The sequence below is a fragment of the Streptomyces sp. NBC_00443 genome (assembly GCF_036014175.1).
Lineage (GTDB): Bacteria > Actinomycetota > Actinomycetes > Streptomycetales > Streptomycetaceae > Streptomyces.
Genome location: NZ_CP107917.1, coordinates 140222 through 160573 on the forward strand (window position 1 = coordinate 140222; position 20352 = coordinate 160573).

Annotated in this window: 16 protein-coding genes and 1 pseudogene; 12 read left to right on the forward strand and 5 right to left on the reverse strand. The window is 69.7% G+C overall.

Annotated elements, in window-relative coordinates:
* The first annotated feature begins 162 nt into the window (after window positions 1-162).
* From OHO27_RS00670 to OHO27_RS00695, 6 genes are all read left to right on the forward strand, one after another.
* Window positions 163-1353, forward strand: coding sequence for an NAD(P)/FAD-dependent oxidoreductase (locus tag OHO27_RS00670; protein WP_328419281.1), 1191 nt, complete (start codon window positions 163-165; stop codon window positions 1351-1353).
* A 10-nt stretch (window positions 1354-1363) separates the two neighbouring features.
* Complete coding sequence (locus OHO27_RS00675) at window positions 1364-2302, forward strand: sigma-70 family RNA polymerase sigma factor (RefSeq protein ID WP_328419282.1); 939 nt, start codon at window positions 1364-1366, stop codon at window positions 2300-2302.
* Window positions 2303-2814: 512 nt separating this feature from the next.
* Window positions 2815-6201, forward strand: coding sequence for a discoidin domain-containing protein (locus tag OHO27_RS00680; protein WP_328419283.1), 3387 nt, complete (start codon window positions 2815-2817; stop codon window positions 6199-6201).
* A 352-nt stretch (window positions 6202-6553) separates the two neighbouring features.
* On the forward strand, window positions 6554-6850 hold the full coding sequence (locus OHO27_RS00685) for a transposase (protein ID WP_443059498.1): 297 nt from the start codon (window positions 6554-6556) through the stop codon (window positions 6848-6850).
* Entirely contained in the window at window positions 6847-6993 is a 147-nt protein-coding gene (locus OHO27_RS00690; protein WP_328419285.1) for a hypothetical protein, read from the forward strand. Before OHO27_RS00685 ends, OHO27_RS00690 begins: the two co-directional genes overlap by 4 nt.
* Window positions 6994-7001: 8 nt before the next feature.
* Window positions 7002-7739, forward strand: coding sequence for an IS3 family transposase (locus OHO27_RS00695; protein WP_328430304.1), 738 nt, complete (start codon window positions 7002-7004; stop codon window positions 7737-7739).
* Between the two features lie 195 nt (window positions 7740-7934).
* On the opposite strand, the pseudogene OHO27_RS00700 reads toward OHO27_RS00695, so the two are convergent.
* From OHO27_RS00700 to OHO27_RS00715, 4 genes and pseudogenes are all read right to left on the reverse strand, one after another.
* Window positions 7935-8114, reverse strand: a pseudogene (locus tag OHO27_RS00700) (universal stress protein); the annotation flags it as partial.
* Between the two features lie 281 nt (window positions 8115-8395).
* Window positions 8396-10030, reverse strand: a complete 1635-nt coding sequence (locus tag OHO27_RS00705; protein ID WP_328419287.1) for a sodium/solute symporter — start codon at window positions 10028-10030, stop codon at window positions 8396-8398.
* A complete protein-coding gene (locus OHO27_RS00710) occupies window positions 10030-10350 on the reverse strand; it encodes a hypothetical protein (RefSeq protein WP_328419289.1) in 321 nt (106 codons plus the stop codon). The genes OHO27_RS00705 and OHO27_RS00710 overlap by 1 nt, the downstream gene beginning before the upstream one ends.
* 318 nt (window positions 10351-10668) lie before the next feature.
* Entirely contained in the window at window positions 10669-12042 is a 1374-nt protein-coding gene (locus tag OHO27_RS00715) for a PucR family transcriptional regulator (RefSeq protein WP_328419291.1), read from the reverse strand.
* A 364-nt stretch (window positions 12043-12406) separates the two neighbouring features.
* Between OHO27_RS00715 and OHO27_RS00720 the strand changes: the two genes are divergently transcribed.
* The 6 genes from OHO27_RS00720 to OHO27_RS00745 all read left to right on the forward strand — a co-directional run bounded on the left by OHO27_RS00720 (window position 12407) and on the right by OHO27_RS00745 (window position 19587).
* Window positions 12407-13300 (forward strand): ABC transporter ATP-binding protein, encoded by an 894-nt coding sequence (locus OHO27_RS00720; RefSeq protein ID WP_328419293.1) that lies wholly within the window; start codon window positions 12407-12409, stop codon window positions 13298-13300.
* Window positions 13297-14301 (forward strand): ABC transporter ATP-binding protein, encoded by a 1005-nt coding sequence (locus OHO27_RS00725; RefSeq protein ID WP_443059499.1) that lies wholly within the window; start codon window positions 13297-13299, stop codon window positions 14299-14301. The genes OHO27_RS00720 and OHO27_RS00725 overlap by 4 nt, the downstream gene beginning before the upstream one ends.
* Window positions 14298-15188 carry a branched-chain amino acid ABC transporter permease gene (locus tag OHO27_RS00730; RefSeq protein WP_328419295.1) on the forward strand — a complete coding sequence of 297 codons (891 nt, stop codon included), beginning with the start codon at window positions 14298-14300 and terminating at the stop codon, window positions 15186-15188. Before OHO27_RS00725 ends, OHO27_RS00730 begins: the two co-directional genes overlap by 4 nt.
* Window positions 15181-16437, forward strand: coding sequence for a branched-chain amino acid ABC transporter permease (locus OHO27_RS00735; protein ID WP_443059500.1), 1257 nt, complete (start codon window positions 15181-15183; stop codon window positions 16435-16437). Before OHO27_RS00730 ends, OHO27_RS00735 begins: the two co-directional genes overlap by 8 nt.
* On the forward strand, window positions 16434-17690 hold the full coding sequence (locus OHO27_RS00740) for an ABC transporter substrate-binding protein (RefSeq protein ID WP_328419297.1): 1257 nt from the start codon (window positions 16434-16436) through the stop codon (window positions 17688-17690). Before OHO27_RS00735 ends, OHO27_RS00740 begins: the two co-directional genes overlap by 4 nt.
* A gap of 649 nt (window positions 17691-18339) precedes the next feature.
* Complete coding sequence (locus tag OHO27_RS00745) at window positions 18340-19587, forward strand: ABC transporter substrate-binding protein (RefSeq protein ID WP_328419299.1); 1248 nt, start codon at window positions 18340-18342, stop codon at window positions 19585-19587.
* 22 nt (window positions 19588-19609) lie between these two features.
* On the opposite strand, the gene OHO27_RS00750 is transcribed toward OHO27_RS00745, so the two are convergent.
* The gene (locus OHO27_RS00750; protein ID WP_328419301.1) at window positions 19610-20350 is read right to left on the reverse strand and encodes an ABC transporter ATP-binding protein; all 741 of its coding nucleotides are present in this window, start codon (window positions 20348-20350) and stop codon (window positions 19610-19612) included.
* Between the last annotated feature and the right edge of the window lie 2 nt (window positions 20351-20352).

Genomic DNA, 20352 nt, shown 5'->3' on the forward strand with positions numbered 1-20352 from the left:
TCGCCATAACTGCGGTCACATCCCAGCTCGGAGATCCCACCGGTCAGGCTGCCAGTCATAGGACACGGTCTTAGCTAGGTGACCCAGGTCACACCAGGATCCTGTCAGCAATCGCGGTGCCGTCTCGTTCGAAGGGCACGCGAACGAGACAGGAGCGACACCATGAAGCACCGCATCGTCGTACTCGGCGCCGGATATGCCGGGGCTTTCGCCGCCGGAAACCTGGCCCGCCGGCTCTCCCCCGCCGACGTCGAGATCACCGTCGTCAACGCCGTGCCTGACTTCGTTGAGCGGATGCGGCTCCACCAGCTCGCGATCGGCCAGGACCTCGCGTCCCGCAAGCTCGCCGACGTATTCGCGGGCACCGGGGTGCGGCTGCGCCTGGCGCTCGTCACCAGCGTCGACCCCGGGCGCAAGACCGTCGCCGTGACCGGCGAGGACGGCGACGGCGAACTCGCGTACGACACGCTTCTCTACGCGCTCGGCAGCTCCGTAGCCCACCATGGCGTCCCCGGCGTGGCCGAGTACGCCTTCGATGTGACCGGCCGGTCCTCGGCGCTGCGCCTGCGCGAGCGCTTGGCCGCACTGGGCGAGGGCGGCACCGTGCTGATCGTCGGTGAGGGGCTGACCGGCATCGAGACCGTCACCGAGTTCGCCGAGTCCCGGCCCGACCTCTCGGTCGCGCTCGCCGCCCGCGGTGAGCTGGGCGCCTGGCTCTCCCCGAAGGCGCGCCGTCACCTGCGCCGTGCCTTCGACCGGCTCGGCATCACCGTCCACGAGCACACTGGCATCGAAACCGTCGAGCCGGCACGGGCGATCGCCGCCGACGGTACGCCCATCCCCGCCGACGTGACCGTGTGGTCGGCCGGTTTCGCCGTGCACCCCCTCGCGGCCGCCAGCGGCCTGGAGATCGCCGAGACCGGCCAGATCGTCGTCGACCGCACCATGCGCTCGGTCTCCCACCCGGACGTCTACGCCGCCGGTGACTGCGCCTACGCCATCGGCGACAACGGCCGGCCGCTGCCGATGTCCTGCGCCTCGGCCGGCTTCACCAACATGCAGGCGACCGCCGCGATCATCTCGCGCCTGACGGGCAGCGAGGTCCCGACCACCGGGCTGAAGTACCACGGCAACCACATCAGCCTCGGGCGGCGGGACGCAATCTTCCAGATGGTGGACAGGGACGCCCGGTCGAAGTCCTGGTACCTGGGCGGCCGGACCGCCGCGCGGCTGAAGTCGGGCGTGCTCAAGGGGGCCGGGTGGGGCATCGCCCACCCCACCTTCGGCATGCCGAAGCGCAAGCGCCGCCATGCCACCGCGCCTGACCGGGCCGGTGCCAGGGCTACTGCATAGGCTGTTCGGCATGGACAGCGCAGCCATCGATCGGTTCGAGGCCAGCCGAGGCCGGCTGGCCTCGCTCGCGTACCGTCTGCTCGGCTCGGCCGCCGACGCCGAGGACGCCGTGCAGGACACGTTCCTGCGCTGGCAGGCCGCAGACCGCGAACGGGTCGAGGTACCGGAAGCGTGGCTGACCAAGGTCGTCACCAATCTCTGCCTCGACCGGCTCCGCTCGGCGCAGGCGCGCTACGAGCGAGCGGCCGGTGCCTGGTTGCCTGAACCGCTCCTCGAGGGCGACCCCATGCTCGGCCCGGCCGATACCTTCGAGCAGCGCGAATCGGTGTCCCTCGCCGTCCTGACCCTGATGGAGCGGCTCTCGCCGGTCGAAAGGGCCGTCTACGTCCTGCGTGAGGCCTTCTCGTACAGCCACGCCGAGATCGCCGGGATCCTCGACATCACCGAGTCCGCGAGCCAGCAGCATGTCCACCGGGCCCGGATCCGGGTCGCCGCCGAGCGCCGCCGCGGCGGCGAGGCCGACCCCGCGTCCGCGCGCCGGGTCGTCGAGGAATTCCTCGCCGCTGCCACGTCGGGGCGCACCGAACGGCTGGTGGCGCTGCTCACCGACGACGTGACGGCTGTCTCGGACGGCGCCGGACTGGCCACGCGGCTGTTGCGGTACAAGACGCGCGAGCGGGTCGCCTCCTACGTGCGGGCCGGCTTCAAGCCCACGCCGGCGAAGCGGCGGCTGGCCGGCGGATCGCCCGCGATGCATATCGCCCTGGTCAACGGCTCCCCGGCCGTCCTCGCCGTGGTCGACGACCGGGTCGTGGGTGCCGTGGCGTTCGAAGTCAGTGACGGCAAGGTCGCGTCCCTGTGCGGCATCGCCGCCGCAGACCGGCTCGCACGCCTCAACGAGACCTGGCGGCAGCACGAACCCGACGCGCCGGTCATCAAGGCATGGTGACCGGAGCCCCCGGCGTAGCCAACTACGAATCGTCACGGAGGGGCTGACCAGGGCGGATCCTTGACGTATTCGGGACGGACGCCGACCTGGACCTCGGCCGTGCCGGAGTTCCACGTTCTACAGGCCGGCCAGCGCCCGCAGCAGCGTCGTCTTCCCCGGCGTCTTCGCCCTGACAGGCTGCCCGGCGACCTCGACCTCGAGGACGCGCTGCGCGCCGTGGCCGCTGACGCCCAGTCATCTTCACGACCACCGAACCCGCCGAGGCGATCATGCTCGACCGGGGCCCGTGTCTCTCCTGTTGCCCCGAGGTCCAAGGGTGCAACCGGACAGTCCAGTGAGAGCCGTTGACAATCCCAAGACCTCCATGAAATCTGTGACGTACGGTACGCAAATCTTCGACTGAATCACTCAAATTTCGAAGGCACACGCGCAAGTTCACCGAGTGTGGACAGATCTGCCGGATGTGTCCCGCTCTGCACGGATCCCTGAATCCCCGTGGAACAGAGGACACCATGAGATGGACGCACTCCGTCCGGCGGTCGGTCGTCGGCTCGCTGATAGCGGGTCTCGCCACCGCCGGGCTTCTGCCCGCCGCCGCCTCCGCAGCCGAAGCCGCAGTCCCCAACCTGGCCCTGGGCAAGACCGCCACGGCGAGTGGGTCCCACAGCGGCTATCCCGCAAGGAACGTCACTGACGGAAGCCAGCAGACGTACTGGGAAAGCCCGTCCAACGCCTTCCCGCAGTGGATTCAGGTCGACCTCGGCGGCAGCGCCGCGATCGACCAGGTCGTCCTGAAGCTCCCCACCTCATGGGAGGCCCGCACGCAGACCCTGAGAGTTCTGGGCAGCAGCGACGGCAGCAGCTTCAGCACCCTTTCCGGCTCCGCCGGGAGGCAGTTCGACCCGTCACGATCAGGCAGCGTCACGGTCGACTTCGACTCCACGGACGTCCGGTACGTGCGGGTGCAGGTGACAGCGAACACCGGTTGGCCCGCGGCGCAGGTATCCGAGCTGGAGATCTACGGGGAGGAGGGCGAGCCCCCGCCGCCTGTGAACGGGACGAACCTGGCGGTCAACAAGCCGATCGAGGCGTCCTCCTCGACGCAGAACTACTTGGCCGCCAACGCCAACGACAACAACGTGAGCACCTACTGGGAGTCCAGCGGCAGTCCGTCGACGCTCACGGTGAAGCTGGGCGCCGACGCGGACCTCGAAGGGGTCGTGGTCAAGCTCAACCCCGACGCCGCATGGTCAACCCGTACCCAGAACATCGAGGTGCTCGGGCGTGCGCAGAACGCCTCCGAGTACACCTCGCTCAAGGCGCGCGCCGACTACACCTTCAATCCGTCGTCGAACCAGAACGCGGTGACGATTCCGGTGACCGGTCGCTACGCCGACATCCAGCTGAAGATCTACACCAACAGCTCCGGCTTCGGCGGCCAGGTCGCCGAGTTCCAGGTCACCGGAGTCGCGGCCCCCAACCCGGACCTCACCGTCACCGACCTCACCTGGACTCCCGCAGCGCCGAGCGAAAGCGACGAGATCACGGTGAACGCCACCGTGCGCAACGGCGGTTCCGCGGCCGGGGCCGCGACCACGCTGAACGTCAGTCTGGGCGGCACGGCCGCCGGCAGCGGCTCGGTGCGCGCCCTCGACGTGGGAGAGACGGCGACCGTCCCGGTGACGGTCGGCAAGCGGGCGATGGGCAGTTACACCGTCTCCGCGGTGGTCGACCCCAACGACACCGTGGCCGAGCTGGACAACAGCAACAACAGCCGGACGGCGGACGCGAAGCTGGTCGTCGGCCAGGCCCCCGGTCCCGACCTGGAGGTCACGGACATCGTCTCCAGCCCGGCCAACCCGGCCGTGGGCTCGAACGTCACCTTCAACGTGAAGGTACACAACCGTGGCACCAGCGCCGTCGGCGCCGGCTCGGTCACCCGGCTGACCGTCGGCGGAACCACGCTCAACGGCACCGCTCCCGCGATCTCCGCCGGTGACACCGCCACCGTGGCCGTCGGCGGCAGCTGGACCGCGACCAACGGCGGCGCCACCCTCACCGCCACCGCGGACGCCACCGGCGTGGTCACCGAGACCAACGAGAACAACAACGTGTTCGCGCGCTCGATCGTGGTCGGCCGTGGTGCGGCGGTGCCGTACGTGGAGTACGAGGCCGAGGACGCCCAGTACACGGGCACCCTCCTGCAGACCGACAGCCAACGCACCTTCGGGCACACCAACTTCGCCACCGAGTCGTCGGGGCGCGAGTCCGTACGCCTCAACTCCTCGGGTCAGTACGTGGAGTTCACCTCGACCAGCGCGTCGAACTCCATCGTCGTGCGCAACTCCATCCCGGATGCGGCGGGCGGCGGCGGTCAGGAGGCCACGCTCAGCCTCTATGCGAACGGTACGTTCGTGCAGAAGCTGACCCTCACCTCCAAGTACAGCTGGCTGTACGGCAACTCCGACGACCCCGAGGGCCTGACCAACACCCCGCAGACCGATGCGCGACGGCTGTTCGACGAGTCGCACGCGCTGCTGTCGCAGACGTATCCGGCCGGCACCAAGTTCAAGCTGCAGCGCGACGCCGGTGACAACGCGGCGTACTACATCGTCGACATGATCGACCTGGAGCAGGTGGCGCCGGCCGCGAGCAAGCCCGCCGAGTGCACCTCGATCACCGAGTACGGCGCTATCCCGAACGACGGCATCGACGACACGGACGCCATCCAGCGGGCGGTGACGGCCGACCAGAACGGCACCATCGACTGTGTGTGGATCCCGGCCGGGCAGTGGCGCCAGGAACAGAAGATCCTCACCGACGACCCGCTGAACCGGGGCGACTACAACCAGGTGGGCATCCGGGACGTCACGATCCGCGGCGCGGGCATGTGGCACTCCCAGCTCTACACCCTGACCCCGCCGCACCAGGCCGGCGGCATCAACCACCCGCACGAGGGCAACTTCGGCTTCGACATCGACGACAACACCAAGATCTCCGACATCGCCATCTTCGGCTCGGGCACCATTCGCGGCGGCGACGGCGGCGCGGAGGGCGGAGTCGGACTGAACGGCCGCTTCGGCGAGGACACCAAGATCACGAACGTATGGATCGAGCACGCCAACGTGGGCGTCTGGGTTGGCCGCGACTACTCCAACATCCCCGACCTGTGGGGCCCCGGAGACCGCCTGGAGTTCAGCGGCATGCGCGTCCGCAACACGTATGCCGACGGCGTGAACTTCACCAACGGGACGCGGAACTCGACCGTGTTCAACTCCTCGTTCCGCAACACCGGTGACGACGCGCTCGCGGTGTGGGCCAGCAAGTACGTGAAGGACCAGTCGGTGGACATCGGCCACGACAACCACTTCCGCAACAACACCGTCCAGCTGCCGTGGCGCGCCAACGGCATCGCCGTGTATGGCGGTTACGGCAACACCATCGAGAACAACCTCGTCTACGACACCATGAACTACCCGGGCATCATGCTCGCCACGGACCACGACCCGATCCCCTTCTCGGGGCAGACGCTGATCGCCAACAACGGGCTGTACCGCACGGGCGGCGCGTTCTGGGGCGAGGCCCAGGAGTTCGGCGCCATCACCCTGTTCGCAGCGGGTCCCGACATCCCGGGTGTCACGATCCGCGACACGGAGATCCACGACTCGACGTACGACGGCATCCAGTTCAAGACGGGCGGCGGTGCCGTACCGAACGCGAAGATCGACAACGTGACGATCACCAAGTCCAACAACGGCGCGGGCATCCTCGCGATGGGAGGCGCACGCGGCAGCGCGACACTGACCAATGTGACCATCAGTGACTCGGCCGACGGGAACGTCCTTATCGAACCGGGCTCGCAGTTCGTGATCAACGGCACCACGACGGCGGCTCCGTAGCACTCTCGATCGCCATGACGCCGGGGCCGCCGACGAGCCCCGGCGTCATGACATCCGTTTGGTGACCCGCACCCACAACTATCGTCTTCGAATGATGCCGCGGTTGCCGCCGCTGACACACCGCGCAACAGCGTCCATGGGCTGAGACTCTCAGCCGCCCTCACAGACAAGAGCGAGCACCACGATTGCCTGGCCTTGACGCCGTAGGTGATCGGCAGCATGTACGAGCTGTACCGCATCCTCCCCGCATCAGTACCTTCATCGCCCAGCCCGGACTGTCAGCAGCGGCTGGGCTTGATCCGCTTTGACGGACATCCGAGATCAGGGATTCTGCCCCGGGAGGATGTCCATCATGGAGAGCATGGGGAAGAAGAAGCCACGCCCTCGCCGCTCGTTCAAGGCCGAGATGGTTGAGCTGTGCCGGCGCGGTGACCGCTCGGTCGGCCAGATCGCCAAGGACTTCGACCTGACCGAGACGGCAGTGCGGCTGTGGGTCAGCCAGGCCGAGGTCGACGCGGGCGAGCGCGACGGACTGACCAGCAGTGAACGCGAGGAACTGGCCGCGCTGCGGCGGGAGAACCGCCGGCTGCGCGAGGACGTCGAGGTCCTCAAGCGGGCGACAGCTTTCTTCGCGAAGGAGACCCGGTGACGGTGCATCCGTTCATCGAGGCGGAAAAGCATGGCGGTCACAGCGTCAAGCGCGCGCGTGAACTGCTGCAGGTCTCCCGAACCGCCTTCTACGCCCGCCGCACCGCCAAGCCTGGGCCGCGGGCGCTCCGGGAGCCGAGCTGACCGAGAAGATCGCCGAAGTCCACGAGCGGTCCCGCGGAACCTACGGGGTCCCGCGGGTCCATGCCGCCCTGCAACGACAGGGCGAGGACTGCGGACGGCGCCGCGTCACCAGACTGATGCGCGACGCCGGGCTGCAGGGCCGCCACCGCAGGCGACGGCGGCTGACGACGATCCCCGACCCGTGGGCCGTCGCCAGGCCCGACCTTGTCGTTCGCAACTTCGCTCCCGACCCGGACGGCCTCGACACCCGCTGGTGCGGCGACATCACCTACGTTGCCACCGACGAGGGCTGGCTCTATCCGGCCACCGTCATCGACATCGCCTCCCGGCGCGTGGTCGGCTGGTCCACCGCCGACCACCTGCGGACCGAACTGGTCGCCGACGCCCTCACGGCGGCCTGCCGCGAGCGTCGCCCCGCGCGACCGGTGATCTTTCACTCGGATCGCGGCCGTCAGTACACCAGTCAGCAATTCGCCACGCTGGCAAGCGAGTTCGGAGTCCGCCTGTCCGTCGGCCGCACCGGTCAGTGCTGGGACAACGCACTCGCCGAGTCGTTCTTCGCCACCATCAAACGGGAGTTGCCCGACACGAGCTCCTGGCCCAGCCGGGCCGCTGCCCGCACCGCGATCTTCGACTTCATCGAGGGCTGGTACAACTTGCACCGACTGCACAGCAGCCTCGGCTACCGCAGTCCACGTCAAAGCGGAACAAGCTCAGACAAAGGGTGCTCGCCGTCGGGCTGCTGACGGCCGCCGCGGCCGCCTGCGCTTCCCTCGGTGTGGGCAAGGCCGAGTACGTCGCGGATCCCGACGCATTCCGGGCAATCGTAGGCGCGGCGCTCGCGCTTGCTGCCGAGCCGGAACCGTCGCTACTGGCCGCCAGGCCCCAACAGGCTGCGAGCGCCGGTGCGGCAGTGACCTCGGCCCGTCCGTGATCGAACGTCATGAGTCCCCCACTGCAACCGCGATCGCTCGCGCTCCCGCTTTTGTCGCTGCAGACTGCGGAACGACTGCGACCGGGCAGTGCGCGTGGTGCAGCAGCGTGTGGCCCACGCGGCCGAGTTGCAGACCGAAGTCGCCATGCCGGCGACGCGCCCCGATGATCACGAGATCCGCACCGGCGACGATGTTCTGCATCGGAGGTCTTACACGTCTCCGCATCGGTTCACGCGTGCCCGGCAGGTCTTCGCTGCGTCGGTTCCCTGGACCGCGACGACAGGGATCTGAAGCGCGCCCTGGGGGCGATACCGAAGCGTGGGCTGCTCTCCTGGCTGCGCGAGTGGACCGGCGTGTCGACGCGGTCACGGCTGGCTGAGTCGTGATCGGCGTGGGGCGGCTCGACGTCGTGGGGCGGCGGCCGGTGGAGTGTGTGAGGGCGCTCCGCCAACCGCCGCCTTCCTGCGTCAGTACGTCAGTGCGTCAGGCTTGACCGGCGCCTCCGCCACCGGGACCGTATGACGCTGTCCCGTCACGCTGCCGAGCCAGCCGAGCAGGAACGCGACGGGCAGCGACACCAGGGCGACGGTCTGGAGCGGGAACCAGTCGATGTGCCACTCGGGCACCAGCGCCATCGGGTTACCCGAGAAGACGGGGCTGCACACCTGGAGTCCGATCGCTGAGCCCAGGCCGCCGTACAGCGTCCACAGCAGCCCCCGGCGGGTGAAGCCGCTCCAGAACAACGCGTACACCAGCGCCGGGAGCAGGCAGGAGGCCGCCACGGCCAGGGAGAGCGTGGACAGGAAGCCCATGTTCCAGCCCTGGACCCACACCGCACAGCAGATGCTCAGCACCCCGACCAGGGAGGACGCGATACGGGCCGCGGCCACCTCCCGGCCCTCGGTGGTGCGCCCGCGGCGCACGACGTTGGTGACGAGATCGTGGGCGACCGCGCCCGCCGCCGCCAGGGTCACGCTCGCGACGACCGCAAGCGTCGTGAGGAACACAGCGCAGGCGACCAGCACGACGAGCCATGCCTCGCCCGTCTTCGCCGACGATCCTCCTGCCAGATCGCCGGTGAGCATCAGCAGGCTGCTGGTGGCTCCGGGGTCGGCGGCGAGAATCTTCGGGGCACCGATCATCGCCGCGGCACCGAAGCCCATCACCGTGGTGACGAGGCAGACGGCGCCGACGATGCCGATGGTGTGGCGGACCGTACGTCGGGCGGCGGCCGGGTCGGGCGCGGTGTTCAGCTGAGTGGCGACATGGGGCAGGCACGCCACGCCCAGCACCACGGTGATCATCAGGCCGATGAAGTCGAGCGTGCTCTCGACCGGGCCCCCGGTGGCGAAGCGCAGGCCCGGACGCAGATAGCCGTCGGGTCGGCCGCTGCCCTGAGCGGCGGCGTCAATGAGGGAGTCGGCGCTCCAGTGGAAGCGGTGGAGCAGCACCGCGGCCACGGCGAGCGCCATGGCAAGCAGGAACACCGTCTTGATCATCTGGAGGGCGATCATGCCTCGCATCCCGCCGAAGGCCGTGGCGCAGACGACGAGCGTGCCGATCATGACGATGACGGTCTGTTCGGCGCCCGGCCCGGAAAGGCCGAGCAGCATGGCGGTGGTCCGGCCCGCGCCGGAGAGCTGGACGATCAGATACGGGATACAGGCGCTCAGCGTGACGACGGCGGCCGCGATCCGCACGGCGGGCCCCGGGGCGCGCAGGGCGAAGGTGTCACCGAGGGTGTAGCTGCCGCGCTCGCGCAGCGGGCCGGACAGCAGGAGCAGGACGCCGAGCGACAGCACGGTGCACAGGGCGACGAACAGGCCGTCGAAGCCGAAGACCGCGACGGTTCCCGTCGTACCGAGCACGGTCGCGGCCGAGAGATAGACGCCGGAGAGGACGATCGCGCCCTGCACGGGGCGCAGCCTGCGCCCCGCGGTGTAGAAGTCGCTGACCCGGTCGCGCTCGGGGCCGTTGAGCACACAGAGGAGCAGCATCGGGACGATGAACGTCAGAAAGCCGACGAGGACCCAGGAGCGGGTGTCCGTGTCCAGGTCGAGGGAGCCGGGTGTCCCTGCGGCGAGCAGCATCTGAGGAAGCATCAGCGCTCCCCCTGCGGCTCGTACGCGGCCTCGCCGCAGGGGGCCCCGTCGGGGGCATCGCCGGGGGCGTCGCCGTAGGGGGCGCGGTCGTAGCGCGCCGCCGTCCACAGCAGGAGCGAACCCTGGGCGAGGAGTGCGACGACACCGAGGGTGATCTGTCCGGCGACTCGCGTGGCCAGCAGGTCCTCGGCGGTGCAGGCGAGCAGGAGGTGGACCGCGAAGGTCAGTCCGTTGACGAGCGCGAAGGATCGGCCGGGCGGGCGGGGCCGGGGTCTTTGGTGCGGCTGCGGGGTGTGCGGATGGACGTGCTGATGGGCCATGGAGCTCTCCTGGCGGGCAGCAAAGCGCGCATCGCTCGGCTCGGGCGATGCCTTGCGCGGGCATTGCCCCTGACGGCAGTGCCCCTGATGAGGGCTCACGAGAGCACGTACCGACCAGTCAGTCCATGCGCTTCGGGCACGCCGTTGTCCGCTCCCAACGGCGGAGGGTGGTGACTGTGCTGACGCCCATTCAGCCACCCGCGGGAAGGGAACCGACCAGGGCGGTGCGGCCGCCGGCAGAGCCGAGAGGTATGTGCGGCGGCCCCTGCTGGGCACGCATCGCGGGTTCGCAGCGGGCCTACGTCGTTGTCTGCGGCCTCAGCCGTCAACGTCGCGATCCCAGGTGTCCGCGCAGCCGAGGACGGTCGCAGGCCCGAGCAATTGGAGTGCGTCGAACGCGAGCGTGAGCCGTACGAGGTCGCGGGGACGGGACAGTTCGAACCCTGTGATCTGCTCGAAACGGCGCAGCCGGTTCAGCACCGTGTTGCGGTGGCACAGCATGTGCCGGGCCGCCTGGACCGCCGAGCCGCCCTTCTCGATCCACACCCCGAGTGTGTCGATCAGCGTTTCTCGGTCGGCGGGCTCCAGTTCGTACAGCGGCCGGAGCACCCGCAGTGCGAGTTCGGCGGACAGGTCGGGCCGTGAGACGAGCAGGCCTTCGGGCAGGCGGGCGTCGAGCCGGGCGATCTCGCCGTCTCCCCGGCAGGTGCGCAGGGCGAGTCCGGCCATGTCCCGCGCCCGGGACAGGTTCTCCAGACCGTGGACGACCGGGCTGACGCCGATGCGTATGCCGGGACCGGCGTCGAGGGCGGAGACAAGCGCGTCGAGCGCGCGGTCGCCGAGATGTGCGACGAGCACATCACGCCGACCCCCGGTGTGGCGCAGGACGCGCATGCCGCGGATCTCCGGGGCGGCGTCGGGCGTGCGGCCGACGGGCGGCGTGGCCCGTATCTCCGCGACCGCGAAGCGTCCGTCGGGCGGCAGGTTGAGGATCGATGCCGCGTCCCGGATGAATGCAGGGTCGTTGCGGCTCTCCAGTACGGCGGCGAGGATCAGGCGTACGCGCTCGTTGTGGCGGCTGGCCACACCCTTGGCGACCTGGCGGTAGGCGTCGGCCAGCAGGACGCAGTCGCGGTCGTTGCTCTTCCACACCAGCTCGGCCACGCGCACGAGGTGACGCTGGACGCCGAGGCCGTCCCGCTCCACTGCACCGATGATCCCGTTCCAGACCTCCGAGCCGGCCACCCGGAAGGCGTGCAGCACCTCGTCGAGGGGGCGGCTCTCTTCGGCCCGGCGGATGCCGAGCTCACGGGTGTAGCGCTCGACGTCCGCCATCCGGCCCGGGTCGAGGGCGGCCTCCAGGGTGATGCGTACGCCCTTGTACGCGGACTGCGGCAGATCGCGGGGTGCGAGCACCGGGTCCGCGTAGTACGGCACCTCGGTGCGGATCTGGTTCACCACGATGTCGCTGAATGCCTGGCCGCGCCCGAGCAGGCGCCGACAGGCATGGTCGAAGAGCTGGTGGGGCGAGGGCTCGTCGGCGGGCTCCGGCAGGGGCAGCGGCGAGCCGACGGCGGTGGCGCCGGGGGGCGGACCGACGGCGGCGGCCCCAGGCCGCGGACCGGCGGTAGCGGTGGCGGTGGCGGTGGTGACGCGGGGGCGGACTGCGCCACGGGCGGAACTGGTGTGCATGGACCCTCCAGACGGACGGGGCGTGTGAGAACACCACGGCGGGTCGCCATGTCTTGCGCTGCGCGGGTCGCAGGGGGGTGGCTCCACCGGTCGGCGATCGGCCTGTGCCGGTGGAGCGCACTTCAAGGAATCCACATGCTAAGCAGTCGGTCACCCCCCAGGGAGAAACGTCCGTCAAATCGTGACGAGCCACGCACAGCAGGAGGTACGGATTGTGCCCCCTCACAAGCGGATCACGCCCCGGCTGGGAACTCACAGCGGCTCGCTCCCAGTCCATGGACGCCCTGCTACCGCCGTGTTCTCGTAACGCTCCAGCTCGGCGCCGGCACCCGCCCGCTCGACGATGAGCAAGGAGAACGCCCAGATGAGCCCACCAGAGACCGAGGTCGAGAGCGAGGCTGAGACCGAGGCCGGGACCCTTCGGGTCAGCGATCTGCACGTCAGCTATGGACGGTCCGTGCAGGCGCTCCACGGGGTGTCGCTGACCGTTCCGCAGGGTCGGATCGTGGCCGTACTCGGCTCCAACGGAGCGGGAAAGTCCACGCTGCTCCGTGCGGTCTCCGGGACCCTCGCCCTGCACCGCGGCACGGTCGAGCGCGGCACGGTGCACTTCGACGGCGCACGACTGAGGGGGGACGCCGCGCGGTCCGTGGCCGCCGGCGTGGTGCAGGTGCCCGAGGGCCGACGGATCTTCGGCGCCCTTTCGGTGGAGGACAACCTCCGGGCCGGGTTCCTCGGCTCGGCATCCCGCTCCCGCGCCAAATTTCGGGCGGCCCGCGAGCGCGTCTTTGCGCAGTTCCCGGTGCTGGCCGAGCGGCGGCGGCAGGCCGCCGGGCTGATGTCCGGCGGTGAGCAGCAGATGCTCGCGATGGGCCGCGCGCTGATGGCGGCGCCGCGGCTGCTGCTCCTCGACGAACCCTCGCTGGGGCTCGCACCGCTGATGGTCCAGCACATCGCGGAGATCATCCGTGAGATCAACGCCCAGGGGACCTCGATCCTCCTCGTCGAGCAGAACGCCGCGATGGCCCTCGAGCTGTCCGACCGTGCGTCGGTGCTGGACGTCGGCCAGGTGCGGCTGGAGGGGGCGTCGGCCGACCTCGCCGCGGCGGACGAGGTCCGACGGCTGTACCTGGGCGAGACGCACGAGACCGGCTGCGGCGCGTCCGACGCGGACGGCGACGCCTCGTACGCGACGGCCGCGAGCGCTCCGTCCGTGACGGGACCGGGACTGACCGAGCTTGGCAGGTGGAACGGATGAGCACAGGCACAACGCCCACGACCTCCGAGGCCGTCACGGCCCCCCGGCCGGACAGCCGGCCTGACCCGGTCCCGGCCCTCGCGGTCGAGAACCTGACCGTGCGTTTCTCCGGACTGGTCGCGCTCGACGACCTGTCTTTCACGGTCACGCCCGGCACGATCCACGCACTCATCGGCCCCAACGGCGCTGGCAAGTCGACCTGCTTCAACGTCATATCGGGCGTCTACCGCGCCACCGCCGGAGCCGTCCGGTACGCGGACAAGGACCTCACCCGCCTCGCACCGCACCGCATCGCTCAGCTCGGCGTGGCCCGCACCTTCCAGAACATCGTGCTCACCCACGGGACCGTCGCCGACAACCTCATGCTCGGCCGGCACCGGCTGACCCGGGCAGGCTTCACGGCGAGCGCGCTGCGGCTGCCCCATACGGTGCGCGAGCAGCGTCGCCACCGGGAGCGTGCGGCCGAGATCGCCGACTTCCTGGGCCTCGGCCCGGCGTTCGACAAGCCGGTCGGCGGGCTCGCGTACGGCGACCGCAAGCGGGTGGAGATGGCGCGTGCGCTCTGCATGGAGCCCAGACTGCTGCTGCTCGACGAGCCAGTCGCCGGCATGCACCCCACCGAGCGCTCGGCGATGGCCGAGACGATCGCCCGGGTGCGTGACGCCCTGAACATCTCGATCCTCATCGTCGAGCACGACATGGGGTTGATCATGCGGATCGCCGACTCCGTGACCGTGCTCGACTTCGGCCGCCTCATCGCGAACGGGCCGCCCGAGCAGATCCAGAACCACCCGGCGGTCATCAGCGCGTATCTCGGCACTCCGGTCCAGGACACCGAGCCGAAACCGGCAGCCGAGCCGAAACCGGAAACTGCCGCGGACACGGACTCGGATACGGACGCGGGCACCGGCACCGGCACCGGCACCGGCACGGACACCGCCGAGGCCACTGCCTCGGACACCGCCCCGGACACCGAGCGCGACTCGGAGGAAGCATCATGATCAAGCTCACCGAAACCGTCCTCAACGGCCTGGCGCTCGGGTCCGTCTACGCGCTGATAGCCCTGGGGTTCGTCGTGATCTTCAAGGCGTCCGGCGTCATGAACTTCGCACACGGCTCCCTGCTGCTCTTCGGCGGCTACGTCACGGCCCGCCTCCACGACGCCATCGGCTTCATCCCCGCCGTCCTCGTCGGCGCCGCGCTCGCCGCGGCTCTCGCCGGACTCGTCCAACTGCTGGCCACCCGCGGCCTGCGCGGCACGGAGATCCACACGCTGACCATCCTCACCATCGGCGTGGACGTTCTGCTCAGCACCGAACTCAACCGGCAGGTCGGCGCGGACTACCTCACCATGGGCGACCCCTGGGGCGCCGAAGTGACCCGGCTCGGCAGCATCACCGTCGCCGACGCGCGGATCGCGAGCATCGTCGTCGCGGTCATCGTCATGGGCTCGTTCTTCGCCGCCTTCCGCTGGTCCCGATGGGGGCTGTCCATGCGGTCCGCCGCCGCCGACCCGGAAGCCGCGGCCCTGATGGGGATACGGCTGGACCGGGTACGGCTCATCGCCTGGTGCGTCGCCGGGGCGCTGGCCGCGCTCGCCGCCGTGTTCCTCGCCGCGTTCCCCGCGCCGGGCCTCGACCGTACGACCAGTCAGATCGCCCTGAGCGCCTTCCCCGCGGCGATTCTCGGCGGCATGGACTCGGCCGTCGGCGCACTCATCGGAAGCCTGGTGATCGGCCTGACCGCGGCCATGGCCGCCGGCTACCAGAACGAGCTGAGCGTCCTCGGCGCCGGCTTCTCCGATGTGGCCCCCTACCTCGTGATGGTGCTCGTGCTCCTGGTCCGCCCCACCGGTCTCTTCGGATCGAAGGAGCTGACCCGTGTCTGACACCCGCGACACCACTGGCTCCTCTGACACCACTGGCACCGTCGACACCGTGGCGGCTCCCGCCTCCACACCCGCCGATTCCCCGTCCGTCCAGGCCCGCTGGTCCGGCAGGCTCGCCCCCCGCGGGCGGCGCGCGGCCACTCTGACCGCCGGCGTACTGGTCCTACTCGCCCTCCCCTTCTACGTCACCTCGTTCTGGCTCCAGACGGGCCTGTTCGCGATGGCCGCCGTCATCGGCGCCATCGGTCTGAACCTGCTCTCCGGAACGACGGGACAGCTCTCCCTCGGCCACGCCTTCTTCCTCGCCGTCGGCGCGTACGGCTATGTGTGGCTGGCGGCAGAGCCGTCCGGCACCGGTTCCAGCAGCCTGTACGGCCTCGGGCTCCCGCCGGTCCTCGCCTTCGTGCTTGCGAGCGTGCTCGCCGGCGCGGCGGGCGGCCTGTTCAGCCCCATCTCGGGCCGACTGCGCGGCATGTACCTGGGCATCGCCACCCTCGCACTGGTCTTCCTCGGCCATCACATGATGCTCAACGCCCCGCACGTGACCGGCGGCTTCAACGGCCGTTCCGTACCGCCGCTGGACATCCTCGGCTTCTCCTTCACCGACGCCTCCCCCGACGGGCTCGCCGTCCTCGGCGTCCCCTTCGGCGGACTGGAGCGTCTGTGGTACGTCGGCCTGGCCCTGGTGGCCGTGGCCTGGCTCGCCGCCCGAAACATCCTGCGTGGACGCCCCGGCCGCGCCCTCGGCGCCGTACGCGACAGCGAGGTCGCCGCCGCCGTGATGGGAGTCCATCTCACCCGCTACCGCGCCACCGCTTTCATCGTCTCCTCGATGTACGCGGGTGCCGCGGGCGCCCTGCTGGCCCTGGTGTTCAAGCGCGTCGTTCCCGATCACTTCGGCCTGCTGCTGTCCATCGACTACCTCGCGATGATCGTCATCGGCGGCCTCGGCTCGGTGGGCGGCGCGGCCTGCGGCGCGGTCTTCGTCGCCCTGATCCCCCACCTGCTCACCAAGTACGCCGACGACCTGCCCCTGCTCACCGCTCCCGGCACCACAGGATCCGGCGTGTCCCCGGGCGACGCGGCCCGCTACCTCTACGGCACCGCGATCGTCCTCGTTCTGATCTTCGCCCCCGGCGGCCTGGCCGGACTGGCTCACAGACGGCCGCGCCGCAACGGCGACGGCTCCCCCCGCACCCGGCGTTTCCCTCTGCGCACCCGCACCGCCCCGAAGGAGCACACCCTGTGAGAAGCACCCGACTTGCCCCGGCAGCAGCCGTCATCACCGCACTCGCCCTGAGCGCCACGGCCTGCAGCACCAAGAGCGGTACCGACGCGAACGGCGCCGGCAGCGACGGCGTCAAGACCGGCCCCGGAGTGACGGAGAAGGCCATCACCCTGGGCGCGCTGACCGACCTCACCGGCCCGTACGCCTCGCTCGGCAAGAGCATCGTCAACGCCCAGCAGCTGTACGCCGACCAGCTCAACGCCTCCGGCGGCATCTGCGGCCGGACCGTCAGGATCACCGTCAAGGACCACGGCTACGACGTCCAGAAGGCGGTGTCCGCGTTCACCGAGACCGAGCCGAACGTAGCCGCCGTGTCCCAGATGGTCGGCTCCCCCGTGGTGTCCTCGCTGTCGCAGGAACTCGAGTCCAAGCACCTGCTCACGTTCCCGATGGCCTGGGCCTCCTCCCTGCTGGGCCGCGAATACGTCCAGGTGGTCGGCTCCACCTACGACATCGACATGATCAACGGCGTCGACCACGTCGTCCGTACGGCCAAGTTGAAAGCGGGCGACAAGATCGGCCACGTCTACTTCGAGGGTGAGTACGGCGAGAACGCGCTCGCCGGTGCCACCTACGCGGCGAAGAAGGCGAAGCTGACCATCGTCGGGCAGAAGATCAAGCCCACCGACCAGGACCTGACCGCCCAGGTCACCGCGCTCAAGCAGGCCCGCGTCAAGGCGATCCTGATCAGCGCCGGTCCGCGTCAGACAGCCGCCCTGGTCGGCACCGCCGCCGCCGCGGGCTTCGCCGTCCCGGTTCTCACCAGCTCGCCGGGCTTCGCCCCGCAGCTGCTTGCGACCCCGGTCGGACCCGCCCTGGAGAAGATGCTCCAGGTGGTGAGCCCCGCCCCGGCGTTCAGCGCCGACAACCCCGCGATGCAGAAGCTCGCCAAGGACTACAAGGCGAAGTACCCGAAGGACCCGCTCGACCCGGGTGTGGTCAGCGGCTGGAACGCGATCAGCGTCCTCGGCGAGGACCTCAGGGCGGCCTGCAAGGCGAAGGACCTGACGCGCGAGGGCATAGCCGCTGCCCACCGCAAGCAGTCCCGGCTCACCGTGCTCGGCGTGCCGCTGGACTTCTCGGACCGCACCAAGCCGGCGACGTACCAGAGCTTCATCCACAAGCCGGCGAAGACGGCCACCGGCGGCCTCGCGAACGTCGAACCGGCCCACGAGGTGCCCGCGGCGCGGACCTACACCCTGCCCAAGGCCTGAACCGGCCCGACCCAAGAGCACGGCCACGGAACTGTCCGGGCTGAGCAGGAGGAACTCGTGGGCGCGGAGCGGGCGCTGTCCCGGCTGCACGCGGCGGCGACTGCCGGGCAAGCCCGCGGGCCGGGCGGTGCTTCTGGTGCCACACCGAGAGAAAGGCATGGACGAAAAGGCCCTTCCCGGAGAGTTCCGGAGGGTTTCCGACCTAGTCCGCCCGCCCGACGAGCCGCTCATCCCCAGGGCGTGTGCCGACTGCTCGGGAGCAGTACGCAACCGCGATTCCGTGGCCTGGCGCAGCGCAAGGGCGCGACGAGGCCTCGGCTCCACATCGTCCAGGACGACGGCCACCCGCCGGGCTCCGACGCCTGACCGCAACGGCGGACCGACCGCGTGAAGACCGCCCGGGTGGCCGGGCGGTCTTCGGCATGCTCGTCTCCAGGGGGCGATGCCATCTCGGCTCGCCTCGATGAAGTCGATCCGGGGCGCCGCCACCCGGCGTCGACACTGACCGGCCGGGGCGAAGAGCGCAACCCATCGCAAAAGTGTACGTTTGCGCTTTTCCCGACTCGAAATGAGTTCTACTCTCATGTACAGATGGCGGGCGGACGGCCGGCCAGTCGACCACCGCCGCCTGTAACGAGCGGAGGCGGAGATGAAAGCGTCGATACGACGGTCCGCGATCTTCGCAAGCGCGGCTGCTCTTGTGATAGCCGTCTGCGGTTCGACGGGCACTGCCCAGGCCGAGCCGGGTGACGGCGAGCTCCAGTTCGGCTACGTCCTGCCGGAGACGGGACAGTTGGCCTACCTCGGCCCACCCCAGATCGAGTCGTTGAAGTTCGCGATACAGAAGATCAATGACGCCGGCGGGGTCCTGGGCAACTCCGTGCCGACTGTGGTCTCCAGTGACGAGGCGGGCCAGGAGGCCGTTGCCGCGCAGTCGGCGGACCGGGTCCTCGCGGCAGGCGTGGACGCGATCGTCGGCGCCGCGGCTTCCGGAATGTCGCTGGCGTTCATCGACCGAGTGACCGGAGCGGGCGTCGTGCAGTGCTCGGGGTCGAACACCGCTCCCACCTTCACCGACTACGAGGACGACGGCTTCTACTTCCGTACCGTCCCGAGCGACGCACTGCAGGGGCCCATCCTGGCGGATGTCGTCCGCGATGACGGCCACAATCGGGTGGCCCTGGTCGCACGGGCGGACGACTACGGTCGCGGCCTGATGGAGGCCACCCGGAAGACGCTGGAGGACCGCGGAGCGACGGTGACCCTCGCCGAGACCTACGACCCGAAGGCGACCAACTTCGACCAGGTCGTTCAGCAGATGGAGAACTCCAGGCCGGACGCCGCCGTAGTGATCGCGTTCGAGGAGGGCACCCAGATCCTGCAGGGCATGATCGAGTCCGGACTCGGGCCCGACCGGATCGGTGTCTACGGCGCCGACGGACTGCGGAGTGAGGAACTGCCCTCACTGGTCGCCCCGGGCCAGCCCGAGAAGCTCTCCGGGATGAAGGGGACCGCACCGGCATCGGCGTCGAACGAGCAGTATGTGAAGGACCTCAAGGAATTCGCGCCGGATCTGAAGGAGCTGCAGTTCGCACCGCAGGTGTTCGACTGCGTGACGACGATCGCGCTCGCCGCCGAGAAGGCGGAGTCCGACGACCCGGGCGAGTACGTGAAGGAGATGAACGGGATCACCAAGGACGGCGAGAAGTGCAACTCGTTCGCCGCCTGCAAGGAGCTGCTCGCCGACGGCAGGGACATCGACTACAACGGTGTGAGCGGGCCGCTCGACTTCACCGACCAGGGCGAACCCGGCCAGGCGTCGATCGAGGTGTACGGCTACGACGACCAGGGAAAGTTGCAGACCCTGCGCACCGAGACCAGCAAGGCCGAGGAGTGACCAGGAGGACTGACAGCGGGAGTCAACGGACACGGGCGAGCGTGCCGAGGTAGAGCTCGATCACCTTCTCGTCGTGCAGCAGGGCCGTACCCGTGCCCGTGTACGCGTTGCGGCCCTGGTCGAGGACGTAGCCGCGGTCGCAGAACTGCAGGCACCTGCGGGCGTTCTGCTCGACCATGAGCACGGCTACGCCCGCGCTGTTGATCATTCTGCACCGGTCGAAGACGTGGTCCTGATGGAGCGGTGACAGGCCGGCCGACGGCTCGTCGAGCAGCAGCAGTTGCGGCTCCATCATCAAGGCGCGGGCCATCGCGAGCATCTGGCGTTCGCCGCCGGACATCGCGCCGGCCTTCTGCTTGCGGCGGTCGGCCAGAACGGGGAAGAGTTCCTCGACGGCCGCGACCCGCCGCGCGTGGTCCTTGGGCCGCAGATACATGCCCATCCGCAAGTTCTCCTCGACGGTCAGCGTGGGGAAAACGTTCTGCAACTGCGGTACGTAGCCCACGCCCCGCCGGACCAGTTCGTGCGCGGGCCGGCCGGTCACGTCCTCGCCGCGCAGCCGCACGGTCCCGCCGCGCACCTGCAGCAACCCGAAGACTGTCTTGACCAGCGTCGACTTGCCGGCGCCGTTGGGGCCGATCACGCCGACCACCTCGCCCGGTCGCACCTCGACGCTGCATCCACGCAGCACATCGACACCGGGGACGTAACCGGCGACGATGCCGTCGGCCGCCAGCACCGGTGCCTGCTCCTCAGCGGACATCG

What these genes read in the sequence shown, in the direction of transcription:
- OHO27_RS00685 (WP_443059498.1), top strand. Translation starts at nt 6,554, where the DNA reads ATGGAGAGCATGGGGAAGAAGAAGCCACGCCCTCGCCGCTCGTTCAAG.
- OHO27_RS00750 (WP_328419301.1), bottom strand. Translation starts at nt 20,350, where the DNA reads ATGTCCGCTGAGGAGCAGGCACCGGTGCTGGCGGCCGACGGCATCGTC.
- OHO27_RS00725 (WP_443059499.1), top strand. Translation starts at nt 13,297, where the DNA reads ATGAGCACAGGCACAACGCCCACGACCTCCGAGGCCGTCACGGCCCCC.
- OHO27_RS00680 (WP_328419283.1), top strand. Translation starts at nt 2,815, where the DNA reads ATGAGATGGACGCACTCCGTCCGGCGGTCGGTCGTCGGCTCGCTGATA.
- OHO27_RS00675 (WP_328419282.1), top strand. Translation starts at nt 1,364, where the DNA reads ATGGACAGCGCAGCCATCGATCGGTTCGAGGCCAGCCGAGGCCGGCTG.
- OHO27_RS00730 (WP_328419295.1), top strand. Translation starts at nt 14,298, where the DNA reads ATGATCAAGCTCACCGAAACCGTCCTCAACGGCCTGGCGCTCGGGTCC.
- OHO27_RS00710 (WP_328419289.1), bottom strand. Translation starts at nt 10,350, where the DNA reads ATGGCCCATCAGCACGTCCATCCGCACACCCCGCAGCCGCACCAAAGA.
- OHO27_RS00720 (WP_328419293.1), top strand. Translation starts at nt 12,407, where the DNA reads ATGAGCCCACCAGAGACCGAGGTCGAGAGCGAGGCTGAGACCGAGGCC.
- OHO27_RS00670 (WP_328419281.1), top strand. Translation starts at nt 163, where the DNA reads ATGAAGCACCGCATCGTCGTACTCGGCGCCGGATATGCCGGGGCTTTC.
- OHO27_RS00745 (WP_328419299.1), top strand. Translation starts at nt 18,340, where the DNA reads ATGAAAGCGTCGATACGACGGTCCGCGATCTTCGCAAGCGCGGCTGCT.
- OHO27_RS00705 (WP_328419287.1), bottom strand. Translation starts at nt 10,030, where the DNA reads ATGCTTCCTCAGATGCTGCTCGCCGCAGGGACACCCGGCTCCCTCGAC.
- OHO27_RS00715 (WP_328419291.1), bottom strand. Translation starts at nt 12,042, where the DNA reads ATGCACACCAGTTCCGCCCGTGGCGCAGTCCGCCCCCGCGTCACCACC.